Here is a 23,214-nt window from a genome sequence, read left to right on the forward strand (position 1 = left end):
AACAAAGAGTAAATATTAATATTGATTTTAATATTATATACAAATTAAAGCTCATAAAACCTTATTTAGATCAGAAGCATGGAAATTATTGGCGTTAATTATAATAGCGGAGATCCAGAGGCCTGTGATGGTAACGCCCTGGTTACGGGCCCATGATATTATACTGTATATATTAATTTAAGAAAGATGCCAGCTTTCCCAATCTTACCGTTAAAAAAGAACAGTAGAGGTTTGCCACGATTTGTTACCTTTCTTTTGTAGGGCACATTAAATGCACTAAAAGTAATGATGGCCATTGTCATTAAAATAATTATTCCTGGATTAGGCCTATAACAATTATTGAATGGTGAAATTAACTGGCATAAATATGCACTATCAACACCTTTTATTTTTTCACGGTATATTTTAAAATTATGTGATAATAAATATTTTATGGCCTGATCTATATCTTCTACAGAAAAATATGGAACAATATTTGCTTTTAATGATTTTTCATCTGATTGATGAAAACCTATGTTAATAAAACCTGCATTATATAATATGAAATGATCACTCTTGAATATAGGTTCTCCAAAAATATTTTTATAATATTTTGATGCATCAATTATATTATCAACAAAAAATGTAATTTCTTTTAAAGTATGAAATATAGATTTCATTTTATATTATAATATTCTTTTATTTAAATCTTATAAAATTTTTAGGTGTGCATGATAAATAATTGATTTTGTTTGACTTATTTCAATTTTATAAAAAGTATAAATTAAAAAAAGTTTATCAAAATGGCACATCTGTTAAAATATTTACAGATTAAATAATTTTAACCTCCTGGATTTGATTAGAGAACATTTAATTATATAAATCAACCAAAAACGATAATAAAATATACACAAATAAAATGTTTTACTTAATAATTTTAAGTGAATATAAAAATCACATTTTTATCTGCTGTAAATAATACTGGAATCACTTTTTTTTATCCTTAATGTTGCAGCGCCAATTATTGCAAGTAAAGCCGAGATTATGCATATCAGTGAGAGGCCCATGCGCAGCGGCCCTATTAATGATACTATAAAAGGTGAAAAGCCACCAAGAATTCTTCCAGCAAAGAAAACGATGTTTGTTGCGCTTGCCCTTATCTCAAATGGATAGTTCTCACCAACCCAGACGCCAAGGAATGAAAAGAATCCGGAAAAGATATAAACAGGAATCATTATTATAATGATGTAAAAAGATGATGTAATAAAGTATAGAATTAATGATGATATAAGTCCAGGTACTGTAAACATTAATGTTGTATATTTTCTTCCAAAGCGGTCTGATAAGATCCCTGCAATTACAAAGCCAGAGAATCCAACAATTGAATATAATGTAACGAATGAATCCGAGACATTTATCTCATTTAAAAGCGTTGGAACAACAGACAGTAACGGAACCGTAAACATAAATGCACCTATTGTCACAAGTGATAGTGATATCGTTTTTGGAACCATATCCCTTGTAAGGCCTTTCCTTACAGTTTTCATTTTATTTTCATTTATTAGTATTGCAGTGCCAACTGAAAATATTAAACTTATTATGCCTATTGCTAGAAGATAATACCTCCAGAAATGGATAATTATATAGGTAACCGAATCAAGCAAAAAACCTAAAAAATAAAGGCTTTGCGTTATTCCACCTATTGATCCGGATGATCTCCTTAATGTTTCAACTATTAATGGATATGCCATACCGTTATCTGCGTTTACACCAAAGCCTATTATAAACCATATTATGTATATCTCAATTATGTTTCCTGCCAGTGAGCCAAGAATCGTTCCAACGCTGAACATTATCGCGGCAATTAAAATAACCGGCTTTCTTCCAATTCTATCTGCAACATAGCCCATGGCCAAACCACCTATGGCCCCGCCCACAAAGTCAACAGGCACAGTTACAAGCACATCGGTAATGGAAACATTAAAAGCCCTTGATATATCTGTAATTATCATTGCTATTGAAAAAACAGTGTATGCAGACAACAAAAAGGGAACCATTATGCCAGTGATGTTCCTTGAAAGACCTGACATGGTTCATTAATAAATTATTTTATAATATATTTTTGTCCATTATCATAATAAATGTATATATACTTAAAATTATTTAGTGTATTGCATGGCAAAGTATCTTACAGCATATAATGGTTACAAAATATTGGGTGGCCTCCTTTTATTCATTGGCGTGGCCTTTTATTTATTCTGGGGCATAAACTACCATGACTGGGGTGACAGCGGTCTTGTTTCATTTACAGTACCTGTTATACTATTTGGTATACTTGGCTACTGGCTTGGTGTTGAAAAGCAGAAGGAATCAACCGCAGTGGTAAAAACCAGCAGGGAAATAAGAAGATAAATTTATTTTAATGTTAATAAATAAATATTAAGTAAAAATATACATTAAATGGATTTAAATGATGATAACTCAAGGCTCATCTGGTGGCTCCTGGTTGGCACAAGAGGAGGCAAAACGAGATCCAGGATTATAACATTGATAAAGGATGAGCCAAAAAATATACATCAATTATCTCTTGAAATGAACGTGAATTACCGTACAATAGAGCATCATATAAAAATAATGCTTGATAATAAAATAATAACATTTATAGGTGATGGCTATGGCAGATCCTATGTTTTATCTAATTATTACAGATCAAATTATTCAATGATTGATGAAATATTAAGAAATTATTATAATTTTGACAAATAACGGTCAGTAAAAACTTACTTACTATGAATAATAAATACCAGATCAACTAATACTGATAATAATTTTAAAATACCTTTTAAGCGATATACTTCCATGCAATCCGATGGTATAATACTCAGGGTTGCCGAGGCTAACGCCACTGATCCTGGTATGGCCAGGGTTCGTCTCGATGAGGAATCAAGGCTTGCACTTGATGTTGATATAGGCGATGTGGTCTCAATAGAAAAGGTGAGGCCAACAGTGGGCAGGGTTTTCAGGGCTCGCCCCGAGGATGAGAATAAGGGTATAGTAAGAATAGACAGTGTAATGAGGAACAACTGTGGCGCTTCAATTGGTGATAAGGTCAAGGTCAAAAAGGTCTTTGTTGAGGAGGCAAAGAAGATCGTTTTAGCTCCTATAATAAGAAAGGATCAGAGGCTTCGCTTCGGTGAGGGCATTGATGACTTCGTTCAAAAGGCATTAATGAGAAGGCCAATGATAGAGCAGGATTCAATTAGCGTTCCAGGGTTGACGCTGGCAGGACACACTGGGCTTTTATTCAAGGTTGTAAAAACGATACCAAGCAAGGTTCCTGTTGAGGTATCTGAATCAACACAGATAGAAATAAGAGAGGATCCTGCATCAGAGGTTCTTGAGGAGGTAACAAGGGTAAGCTACGAGGATATCGGTGGTCTCTCGGACCAGCTTGGAAGGATACGCGAGATCATAGAGCTGCCATTAAAGCATCCAGAGCTCTTTGAAAGGCTTGGAATAACGCCGCCAAAGGGTGTCCTTCTCAGCGGGCCTCCTGGAACAGGCAAAACATTGATAGCAAAGGCCGTTGCAAACGAGAGCGGTGCAAACTTCTATGCAATAAACGGTCCAGAGATAATGAGCAAATACTACGGCCAGAGCGAGCAGAAGCTCCGTGAGATCTTCCAGAAGGCAGAGGAGTCTGAGCCATCAATAATATTCATCGATGAGATAGACTCAATAGCACCCAAAAGAGAGGATGTTCAGGGTGAGGTCGAGAGAAGGGTTGTTGCGCAGTTATTAACATTGATGGATGGCCTTAAGGAAAGGGGGCACGTCATAGTAATAGGTGCCACAAACCGTATAGATGCCGTTGATCCGGCCCTCAGGAGGCCTGGCAGGTTCGACAGGGAGATAACCATAGGCGTTCCTGACAAGAAGGGCAGAAAGGAGATACTTGCAATACACACCAGGGGTATGCCGCTTGGCATGACCGATGATGAAAAGGAGAACTTTCTGGAAAAGATAGCAGATCTCACATATGGCTTTGTTGGTGCCGATCTTGCAGCATTAACAAGGGAATCTGCAATGAACGCATTAAGAAGGTATCTCCCGGAAATAGATCTTGACAAGCCGATACCAACAGAGGTTCTTGAAAAGATGGTTGTAACAGAGCAGGACTTCATGGAGGCACTAAAAACAATAGAGCCCAGCAGTCTAAGGGAGGTTACCGTGGAGGTTCCAAACGTTAAATGGGACGATATCGGTGGTCTCGAGAACGTTAAGTCTGAGCTAAGGGAGGCTGTTGAATTACCATTATTAAATCCTGATGTCTTTAAGAGGCTTGGCATCCGTGCACCAAAGGGCTTTCTATTATATGGACCCCCTGGAACGGGCAAGACGCTCCTTGCAAAGGCTGTTGCAAACGAGAGCAATGCCAATTTCATATCAATAAAGGGGCCTGAGGTGCTAAGCAAGTGGGTCGGAGAGAGTGAAAAGGCCGTCAGGGAGATATTCAAAAAGGCAAAGCAGGTTGCGCCATCTATAGTATTCCTTGATGAAATAGATTCAATAGCCCCAAGACGCGGTGCATCCATGGATTCAGGCGTAACAGAAAGAATAGTTAACCAGCTCTTAACATCCCTTGACGGCATAGAGGTATTAAACGGTGTCGTCGTTATAGCAGCAACCAACAGGCCAGACATAATAGATCCAGCGCTTCTAAGGGCAGGTCGTTTCGATAAAATAATGTACATACCACCACCGGATGAAGAGGGAAGATACAAGATACTTCAGGTGCACACAAAGAACATGCCACTGGCACCGGACGTCGATCTTCGCGAACTTGCAAAGAAGACCGATGGCTTTGTCGGTGCTGATATAGAAAACCTATGCAGGGAGGCTGGCATGATGGCATACAGGTCAAATCCAGATGCAACAGAGGTTACGCAGAATGACTTCCTAAACGCATTAAAGACGATAAGACCATCAGTTGACGAAAGCGTAATAAAATTCTATAATGACCTTGCAAAGAGCATGGGCCGCGATATAATCGAAAGGAAGAAATCCGTGGAGGATCTCGGTTTATATCAATAAATTTTTTAATGCACCTAAAACAATTGTTTTATATTTTATAAATATTATTTATTAATGGAGGAATACACATATAAAGGCTCATTAAAAAAGGTCTTCGATTTTATAAGAGAAAGAAAGGTAACAACACTATGCGAGATTATTGAAAACACAAATCTGTCCAAGAGGACTGTTCTCTATGCAATAAAAAAGCTTGAGGCAATGGATTTAGTATATATTAGTATATGTTTAAATGATGCCAGGCGCAGGTATTATTGTATAAACATTGCATGATTTTATATATTATATAAAAATCGCACTCCATGGAGATACTTTTCAGGGAAAATCTTGCAAGGATAGCCAGGTTTAAAACCCCGCATGGTGAGATAGAAACACCGACGGTTATGCCGGTTATCAATCCAAATCTTAACTTTCTGGATGAATCAACATTAAGATCATATGGTGTTCAGGCCGTTATAACGAACAGCTATATTATAAAGAGAAATCAAAGGTTAAATGAGGATGCATTAAGACATGGTCTGCACTCATTGATAAAATTCAGCGGTCCAATAATGACAGACTCGGGAACATTTCAGAGCCACGTGTACGGCGATATAGAGTATTCAAATAAGGAAATAGTCGATTTCCAGAAGGCCATAGGCAGTGATATAATAACAATACTTGATGTTTTCACCGAACCTGATGAAAGTTATAATTCCGCCAGGTCAAAGGTCATTGAAACGTATAAAAGACTTAAGGAAATAGATTTTGAGGATAAAATTATAGCCGGGCCGGTGCAGGGATCAATATACCCGGATCTAAGGAGGCTGTCCGCATATCTAATGTCTGATGCATCATATCTGCCCATAGGCGGGGTCGTTCCACTTCTTGAGTCATACAGGTACAGCGACCTTGTAAAAATAATATTTAATTCAAAGGTTTCATCTGATTTTTCAAGGCCGGTGCACCTCTTTGGAGGCGGCCATCCCATGTTCTTTGCCTTTGCGGTGATGCTTGGAGTTGATCTCTTCGATTCCGCATCATATATAAAATACGCAAAGGACAACAGGCTTTTATACAGTGAGGGCACAAGGGCGTTAAATGATATAAGGGAGTTTCCTGAATGGAGTCCAATCCATGGTAAATACACGCCACAGGAGCTTCTTCATGAGGAAAGTGAAAAAAGAACAAGAATGCTTGCACTTCATAATCTTAAATCGATATTCATTGAGATTAACGAGATAAAGGAGAGAATCTATGAAAACACACTTTATAATTATGTTGAGGAAAAGGCCAGGAGTCATCCGGCGCTTTTCAAGGCCTTTATGTCCATGATAAATTACGATACCTCTGATTACTCACCTTTATCATATAAATCACCGTTCTTTTACTATGATAAAACATCATTGAACCATCCAATTATAAAAAGAATTATGAAATTCACAGAGAATTATATATCAAACAGCAGGCACACATTGATTATAAGTTCAAAGTACTGGAGGCCCGGCGTTAAAAACGAAAACGTAATAAAAAATATTGTGGAATGCACAGATTTTAATCTTTTAGTTTCATGGAATGGAATATACATACCACTTTTTCTTGAGGATTCATATCCTGTTCAGCAGCTTGTATCAAGCGGTTTAAACGATAAAAAACTTGAGGAAGACTATTTAAAAAGGTTAAAATCAATAAACAATGACATTGAATTTTATGAGGGGGAACATTATGATAAAAGGCTTCGCGATTATGATACTGAAAAGATTAATACAATAGCAATGTTTCAATTCAATATTAATGAAAGGTTCTTTGATAAATCAAACATAATAAAATCAAAATCAACAGGGCATATAAGAAACATAATTGAGGATAATAACATCATTGCAACAATGAGGAACGATGGATATCTCACACTATCAATAAAAGGTGCATACAGGCTTTTATCAATGAAGCCATGGCCGGGGCTGAGGGTTGTTGTCGATGATGAGAGCGGGAGATTCAATGCAAACGGATACAACGTCTTTTTTAAATTTATTAAATCATTTGATACCGGAATCATACCAGGAAATGAAACGCTCGTTGTCAGCGAGGATGATGATCTTTATGCCGTTGGCAAGGCAGCTGTATCTGGAATTGAAATGTATTATTATAAAAGCGGCGTGGCCGTAAAGGTTCATGAGGGTATAAACAAAAAAGCAGCATAATTTTAATATTTATATTTTAATATTATACCGTGAGATATACCATAGACGGCAATGAGGTCTTTGAGGATAATATAATGGTTGCAACAATAAAATACAGATATAAACATGGCAAAAGCATCGTTTCAATTAATGGCATAAGGGACATAACAATTGAAAGATCCGGAAAAAATCTAATGGCATATGAGGACGATGAAAAAATAGAGATAAATAATGACATGTCATTTAATTATAAAAATTCATTATTTAAGGCATTTTTTGATAATAATCCTGGTGCCGGCATAGAGATATTAAAAAATGGAAAACATGCAGGGACAATAAGCTATGATGATACCATTTACATGGAAATAGAGGACGATAACGATCTATCACCATGCATGATACTGATGCTGGCATCGAACATTTATGAAAACGGCCTTGATTTTACAAGATTAATAGGCATATTATTCTATTTCATTGGATTAATATTGCTTTACATACTTCCAAAATACATTGGCATTTTGTACACGGCATTAATATTTATAGCAGTGGTGGTCTCTGGTTTTTTAATAAGCCTACTAATTTATAAAAAAAGGAAGAATAATATATAGTTATTTTATTAAACACCATGCCGGTTAAAAGCGATGATATAAAATCAAGGGGCGGTGATGCAGAGTCATTAATAACATCATTTCTTGAAAAGAACAGGGATTCATATTTTACATTAAAGGAGATATCTGAAAGCACAGGCATAGACATTATTGAGCTGCACGTTATAATTACAATGATGCTATGGTCAGGCAGGATTAAGTACAGGGACATATACGACCATGAAAATAAACTGAGAAGATACTATGCAATAAACAAATAATTTTTAAATTAGATAATTATAATCAGGCATGCTTGGATTTATTTATGGACTTATCCTTGGCATTTTTCTTGGCCTATTAATATTTTATTTAATTGCAAAAATACTTTCAAAATCCATAACAAAGAGCATAAAAAGTGATATAGAGCTCTATTATCAAAAAATTCTTGATGAAAATTCACAGAAGCTGATAGAAAAAAACACGGAGGTTATATCAAATATAAATGAGAAGAACAGGCTTGAGATAAAAAATATCATGGAGCCTGTTTATGAATCATTAAAATCATACAGGGAGTACATAGAGCGTGTTGAAAATGAAAGAAAGCTTGATTCAGGCAGCCTAAAGGCAAGTATAGAGAACCTTTCAAAGTATCTAAACGAGATAGACCACGATACAAGGGCCCTTGCAAACGCATTAAAAAACCCGTCAATACGTGGCAAGTGGGGGGAGATAACATTGAGAAGAATCGTTGAAATAGCAGGCATGAATCCATACTGCGATTTTAGCGAGCAGGTGACAATAAACAATGAGTACAGACCTGATATGGTTATAAACCTGCCAAATGGAAGAAAAATCATAATAGATTCAAAGGTGCCATTGAATTCCTATTTAAATTACGTTGATGAAACAAATGAAAAGTTGAAGCTCGATCATTTAAAAAGGTACATAGATGATTTTAATAACCATGTAAGAACCCTGGAATCTAAAAGGTACTGGCAGAATCTTGAGGGATCCGTAGATTTTGTAATAATGTTCCTTCCACTTGAATCGCTTCTATCAATTATCATGGAGAGGTCCAGAGAAACGGTGGAAAATGCCTTTTCAAGGCATGTTATTGTTTCAACACCGGTAACGTTAATATCGCTTTTAATGACCGTTCATGCGGGCTGGAACGAGAAGGAACTATCATCGAATATAAATAATTTGATGCTAAAAATAAAGGATTTCAGGTCAAGGCTTGATACATTTATGAAGGACTACGATGAAATAGGAAATAACCTTGGCAAGGCATTGGAATCATATCAAAGGACAAAAGGCTCCCTGGAACGCCGCCTTGAGCCGATAATGCGCGAGTTCGAAAGGAATCTTGATAAGTAGTCATTTGTATTGCGTGAACAGTCTGTAATCACTGCCGCCATAGAATATTCCAAGCCTTATGCCGGCATCAATCCAGCCGTATGAATAATTTAATGCCGCAAATGCATTTATAAGATCGTTTTTATCATAGAAATACAGGGCATCATTGTAATAATTTCTTATCATGTCCAAAAAATCCCTTGCAACAACCATAAGATGCGAAGTCTCTGGCACGGCTATCCTTATTTTATCAAGGGCCTCGGCCTCTATTTTTATGTATCTTTCCACCCTTTCCTTTAAATCCATTGAATACCATTGTATATTTGTAAAAGAACTTTATTATAAAGGTTAATAACCATTAAATATTGTATTAAGTGATATCTATGAGGCGTATCGCTCTATTTGTCATAGTTCTTGGTCTGATGATGACCGGCGTTGATACAACAGCAGTTATACTTGCATTGCCGGATATAACAACAGACCTTCACTCATCACTATCAACAACGATCTGGGTTATTATAATGTATTTGCTTGTCATAGCAGTTATGACAACCCAGCTTGGCAGGATAGGTGACTCGCTGGGCCGTGGAAAAATGTACAATTCCGGATTTATAATTTTTACTCTTGGCTCTGCCCTTGCTGGCACGTCCATTTTTGCAGATGAATTAATATTTTTCAGGGCTGTTCAGGCATTTGGTGGCGCACTCATGCAGGCAAACAGCGGGGCAATAGTTGCAGATATTTTCCCTGTGAATGAGCGTGGAAGGGCCTATGGATACACATCAATAGGGTGGACAACCGGGGCAACCCTCGGGATTCTGGTTGGTGGATTGATAACAACGTATATTGGCTGGCAGTACATATTTTATATAAATGTACCGATAGGCATCATTGCCGCAGTCCTTGGCATAATGAACATAAAGGACGATAAAAGACAGGAGTCCCACAGCGATATACCGGGATTTTTATCACTGCTTGCATCCCTGGTTCTAATAGCATACGGTGCATCAAATATAACAGGATACGGCGTTGATAAATTTAACATATTATTAATAATAACAGGAATAGCCATTTTAATATTTTTTATATTCATTGAGAGGCGGGCAGAATATCCAATAATAAACATGAAGATCTTCAAAAATCATATATTTTCGTTTTCAATACTTGCCTCATTCTTCCAGAGCATGGGCTATCTATCGGTTGTTTTTATAGTTATAATGTATTTACAGGGAATACGTGGATTATCACCATTAAATGCCTCGCTACTTCTGGTTCCAGGTTATGTTCTTGGCTCTGTTATAGCACCATTTGCCGGCAGGCTAAGCGACAGGATAGGTTCAAGAATACCGGCAACATTGGGTTTATCGATGATGATGGCTGGCGTTCTAATATACATGAGCTTTAGCGTGACAACCCCGCTTTACTTTGTAATAATAGCATCACTTGTAGGCGGCCTTGGCACATCCTTATTCTATCCTGCAAACAACAGTGCCGTTATGGCAAATGCGCCCAGGGGATTTTACGGTGTTTCCTCTGGAATACTTAGAACATTCGCAAACATAGGAACATTAATAAGCTATGTTCTTGCAATAACAATAGCATCGATAACAGTTCCAAGGTACGTTGCCTTCGAGGTTTTTCTTGGCCTTCATAATATCGTTGGAACAATAGCAGGAAAATTCATGACAGGTATCAGATCAGCACTTATTATGTCATTCATAATACTGGTAATAGCTGTTATACTTTCAATATCAAGGGGCCAGGAAAATCGTGCTGAAAAGGCGGTTAAATTAAAAACATAGGTTACAATAGGAACTATTTTATAATAAATTATTTTTAAATATTATGTTTAATAACAATCTCTTAAAAAACAGAAGGATTATAATAACAGGCGGTGCAACAGGCCTTGGTTTTTCCATGGCGGAAACTTTTGGATCACTTGGTGCATCAATAATAATTATCAGCAGAAATGAGGAAAATTTGAAAAACGCTGAAAAGAATCTTAGAGATTTAAACATAGATTCATATTATTATAAATGTGATATACGTGATTATGAATCAATATCAAAGACCCTGGGCGATATTGAGAATTCAATTGGCATTCCGGACACCCTGGTAAACAACGCTGCCGGAAATTTTATATCAAAAACGGATGATATATCAAGGAACGGTTTTGATGCCATAGTAAATATTGTGCTTCATGGAACATTTTACTTTTCACAGCTCTTTGGGAAAATGATCATGAAAAATAATATAAGGGGTACAATACTTAATATTGTGGCATCATATGCATGGACAGGAAGCCCTTACCTTGCAGCATCCGCCGCTGCAAAGGCAGGTGTGCTTGCACTTACAAGATCCATGGCAGTTGAATGGGGTCCAAAGGGTATAAGAATAGTCGCAATAGCACCAGGGCTATTCTACAGTGAAAACACATGGAGAAACTTTGGCATATCAGAGGATATTGAAAAAATAGCCGTTGAAAAGACTCCATTAAAAAGGCTTGTTACAAAATCAGAGGTATCAAATCTGGCGGCATATCTAATATCTGATATGGCATCATTTATAAATGGTGAGGTTATTACAATAGACGGCGGGGCCTGGCTTTCAGGCAATATTATAAATGATATATTCTCTGGCCTTGGCGAGGATTTCTTTGAAAATTTAATGAAAAAATCAAGGAAATAAAAAAATTTATAAATATATTTTAATTCAATAATAATGTCACCAGATATAAACCCGCTTGGCTTTCTATGGCCTGTAATAAGCATAATTATAGGAATCGTTCCGGTCATAATGCTAAGGGTAAGGGCCAGGATTTTTGGCGTTGCGGCAATTTCATATTTTATTGCAATTGCACTTAAGATAATTATTCAAAATTTTACATTGAATTATATTATTTTATATCCATACTATGTTCAGGGTTTATACTATGTTATTCAGACAGCCATTTTGGAGGCGGGTTTTTCATTCATATTTGCCATAATGTTTAAAATAGATAAACCACTTGAATTCGGTGTTTCCCTTGCCTTCTGGGAAAATGCAATCTTCCTTGGATTTTTATCAGGAATCACACTGCCAGAAGTTTCAATTTCATACTATTTAATAGCTTCAAATGCACCGGGATCAAAAATAATATACGAATCCTTAAAAAACACACTGCTTTATTTTGGGAATTACCAGCTTTTAAGATACCTCTTTTACCATACCCTGGATCGTTTGTCATCGCTGTTTGCCCATGGGGCATGGGGTGCCATGGCATCACTCTACTTTATAAAAAGGAAAAAATCATATTTTATTATAATGCTTCTCGGCCTAATTGATTTTCTTGTACCACTATTTTATGATCACATCATAGATTATTTTGACATCTCTGTTCTAAGTTTTTTATTTTCAATGATAGGATTCCTGTCAATGTATCTTGTATATCAAAAATATATGAAAAATAAGGTTGGGAATTAAAAATAATTTAATTATTAAAAAAGTAATTATTATAATTTTATAAAATATATATTTTTCAAAATTGAAAAACATTATATAGAAAATTGTAATTAAGATAATACAAAAAAGGGTACCAGCCCTTAGCGAATGAATAGACATGCCTTCTATGGCATAGGATGATATTCATAATCCAAGGCTGGTAAAGATGAGGTTCCTATCCATGTGATAGGTTCTGATAGGTAAGGCAGAGCCTGCCAATTCTTCTTTAAAAGTCGACCAAGTCGACATGGATTAACTCCGGTTGATCCTGCCGGCGGCCACTGCTATCAAGTTCCGACTAAGCCATGCGAGTCAAGGGGCCGTAAGGCACCGGCGTACCGCTCAGTAACACGCGGATAATCTACCCTCGGGAAGGGCATAACCTCGGGAAACTGAGGCTAATTCCCTATAGCCATTCAGAACTGGAATGTTTGGATGGTGAAAGCTCCGGCGCCCGGGGATGAGTCTGCGGCCTATCAGGTAGTAGGTGGTGTAACGGACCACCTAGCCTAAGACGGGTACGGGCCCTGGGAGGGGTAGCCCGGAGATGGACTCTGAGACACTAGTCCAGGCCCTACGGGGCGCAGCAGGCGCGAAACCTGTGCAATGCGCGCAAGCGCGACACGGGGAGCTTGAGTGTCTTGGCAAAAGCCAAGACTTTTCTTATGCCTAAAAAGCATAAGGAATAAGGGCTGGGTAAGACGGGTGCCAGCCGCCGCGGTAACACCCGCAGCTCAAGTGGTGGTCACTTTTACTGAGCCTAAAGCGTTCGTAGCCGGCTTTGTAAATCTCCAGGTAAATTCTAGCGCTTAACGTTAGATCTCCTGGAGAGACTGCAAAGCTTGGGACCGGGTGGGGTTGAACGTACTTTCAGGGTAGGGGTAAAATCCTGTAATCCTGGAAGGACGACCGGTAGCGAAGGCGTTCAACTAGAACGGATCCGACGGTGAGGAACGAAGGCTAGGGGAGCAAACCGGATTAGATACCCGGGTAGTCCTAGCTGTAAACTCTGCCCACTTGGTGTTGCCTTTCCGTTGAGGGGAGGCAGTGCCGGAGCGAAGGTGTTAAGTGGGCCGCTTGGGGAGTATGGTCGCAAGACTGAAACTTAAAGGAATTGGCGGGGGAGCACCGCAACGGGAGGAATGTGCGGTTTAATTGGATTCAACGCCGGAAAACTCACCGGGAGCGACCTGTGGATGAGAGTCAACCTGACGAGTTTACTCGATAGCAGGAGAGGTGGTGCATGGCCGTCGTCAGCTCGTACCGTAGGGCGTTCACTTAAGTGTGATAACGAGCGAGACCCCCATCTCCAATTGCAATTACCTACGCGGGTAGGTAAGCACTTTGGAGAGACCGCCAGCGCTAAGCTGGAGGAAGGAGGGGTCGACGGCAGGTCAGTACGCCCCGAATCTCCCGGGCTACACGCGCATTACAAAGGGCAGGACAATGCGTTGCAACCTCGAAAGGGGAAGCTAATCGCCAAACCTGTCCGTAGTTAGGATTGAGGGCTGTAACTCGCCCTCATGAATCTGGATTCCGTAGTAATCGCGGGTCAACAACCCGCGGTGAATATGCCCCTGCTCCTTGCACACACCGCCTGTCAAACCATCCGAGCTGGTGTTGGATGAGGGTTAGCTCGAGAGGGTTAGCTCAAATCTGATGTCAGTGAGGAGGGTTAAGTCATAACAAGGTATCTGTAGGGGAACCTGCAGATGGATCACCTCCTACGAAAGGCGACTCTGCCTTATCTCCTTTTCTGTATTTTTCTATTTTTGCTTATTTATGGAAAAGATTTTATTTTATGTTTCTCTTATCTTCTATAATGGAAAAGAATCAAAATAATATTCAGGATAAATTAATTGCGCAGCAGGAAAAAATAGAGAGGAAATTTCAGGGCATCGGTAAGGGAAAATATTCAAGAATCATGAAGATGGCCAAGAAGCCCAATGGGGATGAGTACACCAAGGTTCTTTTAATAGCAGGCTTTGGCATCGTTTTCCTTGGGTTTATAGGCTTTGTTATATATCTATTGATGAGCGTTTATTTCTAAGGTGATTTAATGGAGAGTTACGAATGGATAAAGACCAGCGATGAGCATGCCATAAAATCCGGGTGCAATCAAAACGTAATGATATCATTAAAATTAAAGAACATAGGGAATTCAAAAAGGAAGTTCACATTAAGATTAAATACAGATTTCGAGCAGTCAGACAGCATGATAGAATGGCTTATAGAAATTGATAATGATTATAAGGTATCGCCATCAGATAATAAGGAAATAGATATTAACTATGATTTATCGCAGAACGAGGAAAGAAACATATCATTAAGGATATTAACGCCCAGGGGCGGGTATCAAAACGACAAAATCATTCTTGATGTCGATTTATCATCTGAGGATGGCGTCTATAAATTCCATGATAAATATACAATAGAGCTTGTTCCTGTTATAGTAATAGCAAAGTGCACAATAGGAAAGGAGCTTGATACGGCCGTAGATCTGTCTGCCAAGGCTGAAACAGATCTTAAGGAAAGATTAATATCAAACAAAAATGCAAGGAATGAGATACTATCAATTATGTCTCCATACGAGATAAAGGGATACATATTTATAGAGACCATGCATGTTGACCGCGTTGAGTACCTTGCCAGAACCTTAAGAAACTTTAAGGGTATTATAAGCGGCACCGTTTCAATGGATGAAATAGAGCACTATCTTACGCCAAAGCCTGCAGTATCAGGTCTGTCACTTGGCGATCTTGTGGAGATCGTTGGCGGCCCTTTCAAGGGCGAGCGTGCAAAGATTATGAGCATAGATGCCTCAAAGGAGGAGGTAACGGTACAGCTCACAGAATCAATGGTGCCAATACCTGTTACCGTTAAGGCTGAATCCATAAGGCCGCTTGATTCAAAATGAGGCTTAAGTCGAATTCAAGGGAAAACGAGGAAAAATTCCTTTCAAACCTTAAAAGCTTGCTTGATAATCCGCAGGTTATGATACCTGATTGCGATAATAAATCGATTCTATGTCCAATAAAAAAATACCAGAAGCTTTTAAATCAGGGGAATTTCAAAAAGTCATCAAATTTCATATCAGCATTTCATGAATGCAAAATGATATGCGATGATAACAGGGCGCCGCTGATGGGTATTATAAAGACAAACTATGGTTCGGTTCCATACTGCAAGAGGGGGAATACCGATGAAACGGTACTTGCAGGCGTCCAGAATTATAACAATGATGTTTTCAGGCTTCTGGCATTTAAGGACGTTGTGTCAAAAAATATAAGTGTTTTCTCAACAAGGCATTACTTTACAGCAAAATGCAAGGATGGGCCTGATATATCAATATTCATGGATATACTTGATGAGGAAGGTATAAACTATAAGGTATCAGACAATAATATAATAATAGGCAGCTCCGGGGAAAAGATGCATGTAAAATACATGGGGACATCGTTTATAATATACCAGGACTTTAAGGGTAATTTATTCTATTACCTCTTCAAGCATATATTAACAAACGATATGAAAGCAGAAATAAATATTGATTTCCTAAAGGAAATAGATATAGATCCAGATGATTACGTAAAAAACAATAAAAACACAAATGACTTTATAGAAGGTGCAATTGAATACAAAAAAAGGTATGTTGTATCAAATAATCTTTATGCAATAGGGGATAAAATTTATACCATCAATGATTTTTGCAATGAGCTTAACATAGAAAACAATCGATTAATTGAATTAATATCAAGGCATGGTATATACCTCGAGGATAAAAATGTGAACAAGCTCTACGAGTTATTATTTAAATATGATAAAAATTCCCTTCTAAAGTCAATGTTCAATGTAGATGATAATGATATAAAAAACCTCCATGGCGATTATAAAAGCCAGATTGAACAGCTGAAAAAGCTCATTGAATCAATAAATATTGATAGAGAGCTTCCTGAACCCTGGTCTGAAAACTCATCGTATCTAATTTCAATTATAAAGGAATACCGTTTAAATGGAAGGGAGCATGCATTATCATACGGTGAGAGGCACATGGATAATTACATTAAAAAGGCCATCTACTGCGCATTTACAGAATCCATGGGTGAAAACAGGCTCTTCATGTTCTCTGACAATGAGATAATACTTGGAAAAAGGATAAGGCCGTACATTGATGATCTAATCTCAGGAAATAAAATGAATATAAATGAATTAAAGAATATAATAATGTGATAGCATGTCAAGGCATATGATTTCAAAAAAGGATTTTAAATATATAAAGGCAAGGATGGAATCGCTTGGTATAGACATATCAAATCTTTCTGATCTTGAGGTGGAGCAGTTAAAGAACAGCACAATTTATTATTACTCAAACATGCCTGTTATATACAATGATATACCAACGCTGTACCTTTTAAACAACATAAAACCAAATAAAAATATAACAATCGTCGATGATGGCGCTGTTTCAAGGATATCAAACGGTGCCAACCTCTTCTCTCCTGGCATTGTTTCAATGGACATGAGCATGAAAAAGGGCGATATCACATACATAGCAAACAAAAAAAACCAGTTCATAGCGGTGTGCAGGTTAACAGACGATGCAGAAAATATAATGAGGGAAAGAAAGGGCATTGCGGCCGAAAACCTGCATTATTTAAATGATAATATAATAAAGAATCGTTATCTTTAATTACATAATTATTATATAATCTCATGGAGCTTTTAAAAGTTGGTGATACCGCACCTGATTTTGAGACCGTTGACCAGAACGGAAAAACCGTTAAACTAAGTGATTTCCGTGGCATGCCCGTTGTACTTTATTTCTATCCAAAGGATAACACGCCGGGATGCACCGTGGAGGCAAAGAACTTCAGGGACAACATGGACATATTTGATTCCAGGGTAAAGGTCATAGGCGTTAGTGTTGATTCACAGGAATCCCATATGAAATTCCATGAAAAGCTGAATCTAAACTTTGATTTATTATCAGACAAGAGCAAGGAAATAGTAAAAAAATACGGCGTTCTTGGCGTTTCAACGGCAAAACGTGTAACATACATAATAGACCAGAACGGAAAGATTGCCCATGTCTTTGAAAAGGTCAAGCCTGACGGCCATGCAAAGGAGGTCTATGAAAAGTTAAAGGAATTAAAACTTATAAATTAAAAATTTTTATGCGAGTCTTGCCCTTTCCTCTGCTGTTGTGATTTCAATGGCCATGGCCGCAACGATCCATACTATTGATATCATTATCAGCAATGGATTAAAGAACACTATTGATATTATTAAAAGTGCAAGCGGAAATATGTATTTTATCACAAGCCAAAAATATGAATAAATATCCATATTGCATCAAAAAAATTTATCCGAAGAGTGAGCTGAGGCCCTGCATTGCATCGGCTTCGCTTTCCTCTTTCTTCTCTTCCTTTTTCTCTTCCTTCTTCTCCTCTTTCTTCTCTTCCTTTGCAGGTGCCGGTGCTGCTACCGGTGCGGCAGCCGCGTTTTTAAGAACATCCTCTATGTTTATGTTCTTCATGCTCTCAACCAGGGACTTAAGCCTGGCCTCATCAGCGTTAACACCAGCATCCTCAAGTATCTTTTTCAGATTGTTTTCATCTATTTCCTTTCCTGCTGAATGCAACAGTAAGGCTCCATATATATACTCCATTATATCACCTCATCCAAACAATGCGCCAAGTCCGGAGGCTGCATCCTCATCACTGGATGTCTCCTTCTCCTCGGCCTTCTCTTCCTTTTTATCCGTTATATCTTCATTATTTAAATCTTTATTTATTAATGCTTCGATTGCGCTTGCATTTATAAATGCCTTTCTTATGAATATGTCTATGTTCTTCTCGTCGACAAAGTTTGCCTCAATTGCAAGTGACTGTGCCTCCAGATAGGCCTTTGATATCATGTCGGGAACAATCTCCGGTACTATGAAGTTTGCCTCAATTGCAAGTGACTTTGCACCAAGGAAGGCTGATGCAAGATCTGACATGATCTTTTCATCGCTTATTGATAGCACATCCTTATTGAATATTAATCCATCCTCGTATGCCGCTATTAGGTCAAGACCTGCTGTTATTGGATATATCTCAAGATCCTTAAGAACAAGGGCCTTCTCCCTTGTAATGACATCGCCCTTCTTTACAAATGTTACCTCGCTTTTTATAACTATCTTTCCCTTTTCAATTGCTGCCGGCAGGCCGGCCTTCTGGAACTCGCTTATCTTTGGTCCTGGCGGGAAATTTGTCTCCTTTGGTTCTATTACTATATCCTCCTCGGCTATCTCGCCACCCTTTGCCGGCGCCTTCGTCTTGCTTTTTTCAAGTATGTCGTAGATCTTTTTTGGCGATTCATCCGTGGTTATAAGTGCAACCTGGCCATGTGCATAATCCTTAAGCTTTACTATGTTGTTTTTTCCAGTATTTTCTATGGCAAGCCTCAGAAGCCTTGCCCTTGAGACCTTTATCCTTGCCTTATCCCTTATGCTGTTCCTTATCTTCTGAAACTCATTATTTCTAAGACCCTTTATGCTTACTATGGCCGCAACCTTTCTGCTATTTATCTCATCCTCAAGGTTCTTAACAAAATCTATCTTCCACTGTGCTGGCTCAGTCATTTAAATCACCTGTTTCCACCTTAATGGCCTTCCCCATCGTTGTTTTTATATATATTGAATCTATGTTTCCAGGGCCCTTGTCCAGCCTTGATACAATTCTCTTGTATACCGTAACAAAGTTGTTGTAAAGGTCATCATCGCTCATCTCTCTGGTTCCTATTGGTACATGGAATGTCCTTCTATCCCTGCTTCTAGCCCTCACGCTCTTTTTAAGGTTTTCTATCAGAGCTGTGGGGTCCTGACCAGGCGGCACCGGTCTTGGTATCTTTCCCCTTGGTCCAAGTATTACTCCAAGGTTCTTACCAATGCTTGACATTAATGTTGATTCTGCGACGAAGAAATCTACCTTGTTTGCAAGCTTCTTGAATGACTTTTTGTCATCAACAAACTTTGAAACATCCTCTGGTGAGAATGTGTAATCTGCATTCTTGGCCTTTAATTTCATCTCCTCGCTTGATATTAATGCAACCTTAAGATCCTTACCACGGCCGCTGGGCAGTACAATCTCCTCATTTATCCTCTTCTTTGGATCGCTTAGATCGACATCCTTTAGGTTTATGGATATCTCTATGCTCTCAAGAAAGTTTCTCTTCTTTGATTCCTCTTTAACTGCCTTTATCTCATTTCTTACCATGAAGACCACCTTATATCTCTATCTCACCGTTCTTTATCATCTTCTGTACTTCCTTTGGATCCCTGCCATCAACTGTTATTCCAAGTGATACTGCGCTTCCAAGAACCTCAAGAACGGCACCCTTCATATTATATGAAAGCAGGGCCGATCTCTTTGATTCTGCAACCTTCTTTATCTGCTCAAGCGTGGCATTGCCAGCTATCTTTTCCTTCTTCTTGGATGCCCCCTTCTCAATGCCAAGCTCCTTTTTAAGAAGTGCTGATGTTGGTGGAACACCAACAATGATCTCATACTTCTTTGTTGCGGGATCTATAACATTTACCGTAACAGGAACCTGCATCCCGGCGAAGTTCTTTGTTTTTTCATTTATGTCCTTAACCACCTGGCCAAGATTAAGGCCAAGGGGACCAAGGGCAGGTCCAAGAGGCGGCCCGGTTGTTGCCTTACCACCCTCAACCATGGTTTTGACTGCTACCATATACTTACACCTGTAAACCTCAATTTATATCTCATTTTTAATATTTTCCTTTTTTAGTGAAAAGTAAATTATATTGATTAATAATAATGGCAAAATGATAAATATAGTTGACGGTAGAAGGACCAGGGACTTCTCAAAGAACACAAAGGTTCTTATTGATATATACAGATCAACAACAACAATATCAATAGCATTAATGAATGGCGTTTCCTATATAATACCGGCAAGGAGCATAAAGGATGCCTTTTCACTGAGAAAAAGGATTAATAATTCATTTATAAGCGGTGAACGCTACGGCATGAGGATTCCGGGCTTTGATTATGGAAACAGCCCATCTGAGATAATAAATCTGGATCTATCCGGCAAAATAATGATATTAACATCAACAAATGGTATTAAGGTGCTCTTTAAGCTGTTAAAATTCCCTGGTGACATTTTTATATCATCATATATAAATTTCTCTGCAACTGTAAGAGCTTTAACGGATAAAGATGTTGATATAATAGTATCAAACAGGCCTGACGGCACCAGCGACGAGGATCTAATCTTTGCCGAGCTTTTAAGAAAGGCACTTTTAAATGATTATTATGATGTAAATGATTATATAGATAGAACAAGAAGATGCAGCGGCTCAAGGAGGCTTAAACTCATGGGCTTTGAAGATGATATAGAAAATACACTAAAGATTGATATATATAATAAGGCAATAGTATACAGGGATAATAAAATTATATCTCTATAATGCCTGATTCCGTGAATTTACTTCCACGTGATTCCGCAAGCATTTTAATTAATTTTAACGCCCACTGGAGCTTTTTTCTCTTCATTATTATATCATTAACCGTGTAATAGTCCTTTATATACGGCCTATTAAAATCAAAGCCTATTAAAACTATCTCATTGAAATTGAAATAATCTGCAATATATGCGGCCCTGTCACCATCTGTAAAACCGCCAAAATTGTATATATTTTTTATTGGTATGTGTTGTGTTGTGCCTATAAAATTTTTGAAGTATTTTATATAACTGTTTATCTTAATAATATTATCTCCATGGGCATGTATAAAAGTTAAAACACCATTTTTATTTGCATTTATAATATCATTTATGTTTCCGTCAAGATCCGTTACGATTATGTCAGGATAACCACACCTCATTAAATACCTGGTTATTGCGGAATCTGCAACGATCTTAATCCCGGACGATATCGATGGCAAATAATCTTCCATATCCGGGGAGTTGCCTATTATATAGGCAGTTCTTTCATTGAATTTTATATCTTTCATGGTAAATGCATAATTCTGAAGCATCTTTGATGCATAATAATCGTTGAACGTTCTTATATTAAGATCGGCTGCTATTTCCCTGTATAATGGTATCCAGCGTTTAAGCCTCATCTGCATCAGATCTGTAATATCTGTGTATAAATGATGATGTGACCGCAACTACTATGCCTATTATTATTAAAGATATGCTGATAACAGCCGATGAAAACGATATAAATGACATGGCATACATCATGTAATTTATCATTCCATATATTATAAATGTAAGCGAGAGCATGAAGAGTATTCCAAACCATGGCTTAATGTTTTCATTGTTTACTATTATATTCTCTATATATATTCCAATCTCACGTATTAAAAAGGCTGCAAAAGCCCACCATACAAAGTATGCTATAAAAACAAAGATCTTGTCAATGACCGGGCCATACTTTATTGTTGCGGTGTAACTGTAAACAATGCCTGAAAGGACTATTAATATTGATATTACAGAGAAAAGAAAAGATATCTTTGTTTCCCTTGCGTTTGTAATCATTCTTGATAATATATTTCTTATTGATGACCTTATCTCAAGGCCGCGCTCTATAAAATATGATCCAAGAACTATTGTAACAAGCATTATTGCAGCGGCGCTTGGGTCTATATAATAAGAATGGAAGGCATATATTGTGTATAATGTGAATATTAATGCCGAGATGCCGTATGTAAGAAAGACAAGGCCTACTGGAATCGTAAACTTCCTTGCTATCTTTTTATCCTTTACAGCCCTGACGATGTAATAGTACATGGATTCTATATTCTGGTTGTGCCTTACTATAATATGTTTTACATACCTTATCTTTATTCTTGAGGCTATTATTGGGATTATGTAATCATCCTCGGCCCCATCAGAAACAAGTATAACATCATCAAACCTATCATTTGACAGCACATCATCTATCTGCGCTGCTATTATTTCATCTGATTTTTCACCAACATCATCATCGCCTGTTATGAGTGCTATCTCAACATCCTCGCCCCTTCTTTTTAAATCCTCGTAATGTTTTAGGGCTCCGAACAGCCCGTTTCCGTCAGAATCCTCAGGATCCGTGGATATAAGTCTTAATGCCGCATTATAACAATCAGCATAGCCAATAACAGGTCCCTCAACACCGGCCTTCATGCCAAAATCGTTATCACGATCTATGTTGATTATTAAACTCCTCACAGATATAAATAAACAAATTCAGTATATAATTATTGTTTAACCAAAAGGTGAAAAAATATTAAATAAAGAGTTATTTCAATGTATAGTAACCGGCACTCTTCTGCCTTGCCACTCTCTTGACATATCCCTTGTTTGCAAGTTCCTGAAGTGCTGATGTTACAATACCCTTGCCAACACCGGCAGCCTTCATTATATCATCTGCCGTCTTTAATTTTTCTTCTGAATTTGCACCCAGTTTTTTCATTGCATCGTATACCTTTTTGGCATTGAGTGACAGTTCATCTGCCATGTATTCACCTAAATCAGTATTTAAAAAGAATATATAAATATTTTTA

Annotated in this window: 28 protein-coding genes and 1 rRNA gene; 18 read left to right on the plus strand and 11 right to left on the minus strand. The window is 37.8% G+C overall.

The window, feature by feature from the left end:
* Window positions 1-158: 158 nt before the first annotated feature.
* Both B8780_RS02675 and B8780_RS02680 read right to left on the minus strand, forming a co-directional pair.
* Window positions 159-659 (minus strand): VOC family protein, encoded by a 501-nt coding sequence (locus B8780_RS02675; protein ID WP_084272562.1) that lies wholly within the window; start codon window positions 657-659, stop codon window positions 159-161.
* Between the two features lie 282 nt (window positions 660-941).
* Window positions 942-2,069, minus strand: coding sequence for an MFS transporter (locus tag B8780_RS02680; protein ID WP_084272563.1), 1,128 nt, complete (start codon window positions 2,067-2,069; stop codon window positions 942-944).
* 85 nt (window positions 2,070-2,154) lie between these two features.
* Between B8780_RS02680 and B8780_RS02685 the strand changes: the two genes are divergently transcribed.
* The 8 genes from B8780_RS02685 (at window position 2,155) to B8780_RS02720 (ending at window position 9,193) form a co-directional block, all read left to right on the plus strand.
* Window positions 2,155-2,391, plus strand: coding sequence for a hypothetical protein (locus B8780_RS02685; protein ID WP_011177259.1), 237 nt, complete (start codon window positions 2,155-2,157; stop codon window positions 2,389-2,391).
* Window positions 2,392-2,439: 48 nt separating this feature from the next.
* Window positions 2,440-2,745 carry an ArsR/SmtB family transcription factor gene (locus B8780_RS02690; protein ID WP_084272564.1) on the plus strand — a complete coding sequence of 102 codons (306 nt, stop codon included), beginning with the start codon at window positions 2,440-2,442 and terminating at the stop codon, window positions 2,743-2,745.
* 93 nt (window positions 2,746-2,838) lie between these two features.
* Window positions 2,839-5,073: a VCP-like ATPase gene (gene vat / locus B8780_RS02695; RefSeq protein ID WP_011177257.1), complete on the plus strand. Its 2,235-nt coding sequence runs from the start codon at window positions 2,839-2,841 to the stop codon at window positions 5,071-5,073.
* A 54-nt stretch (window positions 5,074-5,127) separates the two neighbouring features.
* On the plus strand, window positions 5,128-5,343 hold the full coding sequence (locus tag B8780_RS02700; RefSeq protein WP_011177256.1) for a helix-turn-helix domain-containing protein: 216 nt from the start codon (window positions 5,128-5,130) through the stop codon (window positions 5,341-5,343).
* 29 nt (window positions 5,344-5,372) lie between these two features.
* Window positions 5,373-7,250 carry a tRNA guanosine(15) transglycosylase TgtA gene (tgtA, locus tag B8780_RS02705; protein WP_084272565.1) on the plus strand — a complete coding sequence of 626 codons (1,878 nt, stop codon included), beginning with the start codon at window positions 5,373-5,375 and terminating at the stop codon, window positions 7,248-7,250.
* 29 nt (window positions 7,251-7,279) lie between these two features.
* Window positions 7,280-7,837 (plus strand): vitamin K epoxide reductase family protein, encoded by a 558-nt coding sequence (locus B8780_RS02710; RefSeq protein ID WP_084272566.1) that lies wholly within the window; start codon window positions 7,280-7,282, stop codon window positions 7,835-7,837.
* Between the two features lie 17 nt (window positions 7,838-7,854).
* The gene (locus B8780_RS02715; RefSeq protein WP_084272567.1) at window positions 7,855-8,097 is read left to right on the plus strand and encodes a hypothetical protein; all 243 of its coding nucleotides are present in this window, start codon (window positions 7,855-7,857) and stop codon (window positions 8,095-8,097) included.
* A gap of 28 nt (window positions 8,098-8,125) precedes the next feature.
* Window positions 8,126-9,193, plus strand: coding sequence for a DNA recombination protein RmuC (locus B8780_RS02720; RefSeq protein WP_011177252.1), 1,068 nt, complete (start codon window positions 8,126-8,128; stop codon window positions 9,191-9,193).
* Here B8780_RS02720 and B8780_RS02725 read toward each other — a convergent pair whose 3' ends face one another.
* A complete protein-coding gene (locus B8780_RS02725; RefSeq protein ID WP_011177251.1) occupies window positions 9,194-9,478 on the minus strand; it encodes a DUF357 domain-containing protein in 285 nt (94 codons plus the stop codon). It abuts the gene before it with no gap.
* A gap of 71 nt (window positions 9,479-9,549) precedes the next feature.
* Here B8780_RS02725 and B8780_RS02730 point away from each other — a divergent pair, with 71 nt between their 5' ends.
* From B8780_RS02730 to bcp, 9 genes are all read left to right on the plus strand, one after another.
* Window positions 9,550-10,974 (plus strand): MFS transporter, encoded by a 1,425-nt coding sequence (locus tag B8780_RS02730; RefSeq protein ID WP_084272685.1) that lies wholly within the window; start codon window positions 9,550-9,552, stop codon window positions 10,972-10,974.
* Window positions 10,975-11,017: 43 nt separating this feature from the next.
* On the plus strand, window positions 11,018-11,860 hold the full coding sequence (locus B8780_RS02735; protein WP_084272568.1) for an SDR family oxidoreductase: 843 nt from the start codon (window positions 11,018-11,020) through the stop codon (window positions 11,858-11,860).
* Window positions 11,861-11,893: 33 nt separating this feature from the next.
* Window positions 11,894-12,634: a hypothetical protein gene (locus B8780_RS02740; RefSeq protein WP_084272569.1), complete on the plus strand. Its 741-nt coding sequence runs from the start codon at window positions 11,894-11,896 to the stop codon at window positions 12,632-12,634.
* A gap of 273 nt (window positions 12,635-12,907) precedes the next feature.
* A 16S ribosomal RNA gene (locus B8780_RS02745) occupies window positions 12,908-14,378 on the plus strand.
* Between the two features lie 75 nt (window positions 14,379-14,453).
* Window positions 14,454-14,702, plus strand: a complete 249-nt coding sequence (locus B8780_RS02750; RefSeq protein ID WP_011177247.1) for a protein translocase SEC61 complex subunit gamma — start codon at window positions 14,454-14,456, stop codon at window positions 14,700-14,702.
* A 9-nt stretch (window positions 14,703-14,711) separates the two neighbouring features.
* The gene (locus B8780_RS02755) at window positions 14,712-15,569 is read left to right on the plus strand and encodes a transcription elongation factor Spt5 (RefSeq protein ID WP_084272570.1); all 858 of its coding nucleotides are present in this window, start codon (window positions 14,712-14,714) and stop codon (window positions 15,567-15,569) included.
* Window positions 15,566-16,882 (plus strand): hypothetical protein, encoded by a 1,317-nt coding sequence (locus B8780_RS02760; protein ID WP_084272571.1) that lies wholly within the window; start codon window positions 15,566-15,568, stop codon window positions 16,880-16,882. The genes B8780_RS02755 and B8780_RS02760 overlap by 4 nt, the downstream gene beginning before the upstream one ends.
* Window positions 16,883-16,886: 4 nt before the next feature.
* On the plus strand, window positions 16,887-17,342 hold the full coding sequence (locus tag B8780_RS02765) for a DUF1947 domain-containing protein (RefSeq protein ID WP_084272572.1): 456 nt from the start codon (window positions 16,887-16,889) through the stop codon (window positions 17,340-17,342).
* Window positions 17,343-17,365: 23 nt separating this feature from the next.
* On the plus strand, window positions 17,366-17,818 hold the full coding sequence (gene bcp / locus B8780_RS02770) for a thioredoxin-dependent thiol peroxidase (protein WP_011177243.1): 453 nt from the start codon (window positions 17,366-17,368) through the stop codon (window positions 17,816-17,818).
* Window positions 17,819-17,824: 6 nt separating this feature from the next.
* Here bcp and B8780_RS08070 read toward each other — a convergent pair whose 3' ends face one another.
* Genes B8780_RS08070 through B8780_RS02790 form a run of 5 tightly spaced genes read right to left on the minus strand, consistent with a single transcriptional unit; the run spans window position 17,825 to window position 20,389 of the window.
* Entirely contained in the window at window positions 17,825-17,971 is a 147-nt protein-coding gene (locus B8780_RS08070) for a hypothetical protein (RefSeq protein ID WP_153274200.1), read from the minus strand.
* 43 nt (window positions 17,972-18,014) lie between these two features.
* Window positions 18,015-18,320 (minus strand): 50S ribosomal protein P1, encoded by a 306-nt coding sequence (gene rpl12p / locus B8780_RS02775; protein ID WP_011177241.1) that lies wholly within the window; start codon window positions 18,318-18,320, stop codon window positions 18,015-18,017.
* Window positions 18,321-18,329: 9 nt separating this feature from the next.
* Window positions 18,330-19,277: a 50S ribosomal protein L10 gene (locus tag B8780_RS02780; protein ID WP_084272573.1), complete on the minus strand. Its 948-nt coding sequence runs from the start codon at window positions 19,275-19,277 to the stop codon at window positions 18,330-18,332.
* On the minus strand, window positions 19,270-19,911 hold the full coding sequence (locus B8780_RS02785; protein WP_011177239.1) for a 50S ribosomal protein L1: 642 nt from the start codon (window positions 19,909-19,911) through the stop codon (window positions 19,270-19,272). Before B8780_RS02785 ends, B8780_RS02780 begins: the two co-directional genes overlap by 8 nt.
* 10 nt (window positions 19,912-19,921) lie before the next feature.
* Entirely contained in the window at window positions 19,922-20,389 is a 468-nt protein-coding gene (locus B8780_RS02790; RefSeq protein WP_011177238.1) for a 50S ribosomal protein L11, read from the minus strand.
* Window positions 20,390-20,483: 94 nt separating this feature from the next.
* Here B8780_RS02790 and B8780_RS02795 point away from each other — a divergent pair, with 94 nt between their 5' ends.
* Window positions 20,484-21,131 carry a 2-phosphosulfolactate phosphatase family protein gene (locus tag B8780_RS02795; RefSeq protein ID WP_011177237.1) on the plus strand — a complete coding sequence of 216 codons (648 nt, stop codon included), beginning with the start codon at window positions 20,484-20,486 and terminating at the stop codon, window positions 21,129-21,131.
* Here the strand turns inward: B8780_RS02795 and B8780_RS02800 are convergent.
* The 3 genes from B8780_RS02800 to B8780_RS02810 form a co-directional block, all read right to left on the minus strand.
* Complete coding sequence (locus tag B8780_RS02800; RefSeq protein WP_084272574.1) at window positions 21,118-21,792, minus strand: 6-hydroxymethylpterin diphosphokinase MptE-like protein; 675 nt, start codon at window positions 21,790-21,792, stop codon at window positions 21,118-21,120. The genes B8780_RS02795 and B8780_RS02800 overlap by 14 nt on opposite strands.
* Window positions 21,776-22,879, minus strand: coding sequence for a DUF373 family protein (locus B8780_RS02805; RefSeq protein ID WP_084272575.1), 1,104 nt, complete (start codon window positions 22,877-22,879; stop codon window positions 21,776-21,778). The genes B8780_RS02800 and B8780_RS02805 overlap by 17 nt, the downstream gene beginning before the upstream one ends.
* 70 nt (window positions 22,880-22,949) lie before the next feature.
* Complete coding sequence (locus tag B8780_RS02810) at window positions 22,950-23,168, minus strand: transcriptional regulator (protein ID WP_011177234.1); 219 nt, start codon at window positions 23,166-23,168, stop codon at window positions 22,950-22,952.
* Between the last annotated feature and the right edge of the window lie 46 nt (window positions 23,169-23,214).

Origin of the sequence: Picrophilus oshimae DSM 9789, assembly GCF_900176435.1 — an archaeon.
GTDB classification, from domain to species: Archaea; Thermoplasmatota; Thermoplasmata; order Thermoplasmatales; family Thermoplasmataceae; genus Picrophilus; species Picrophilus oshimae.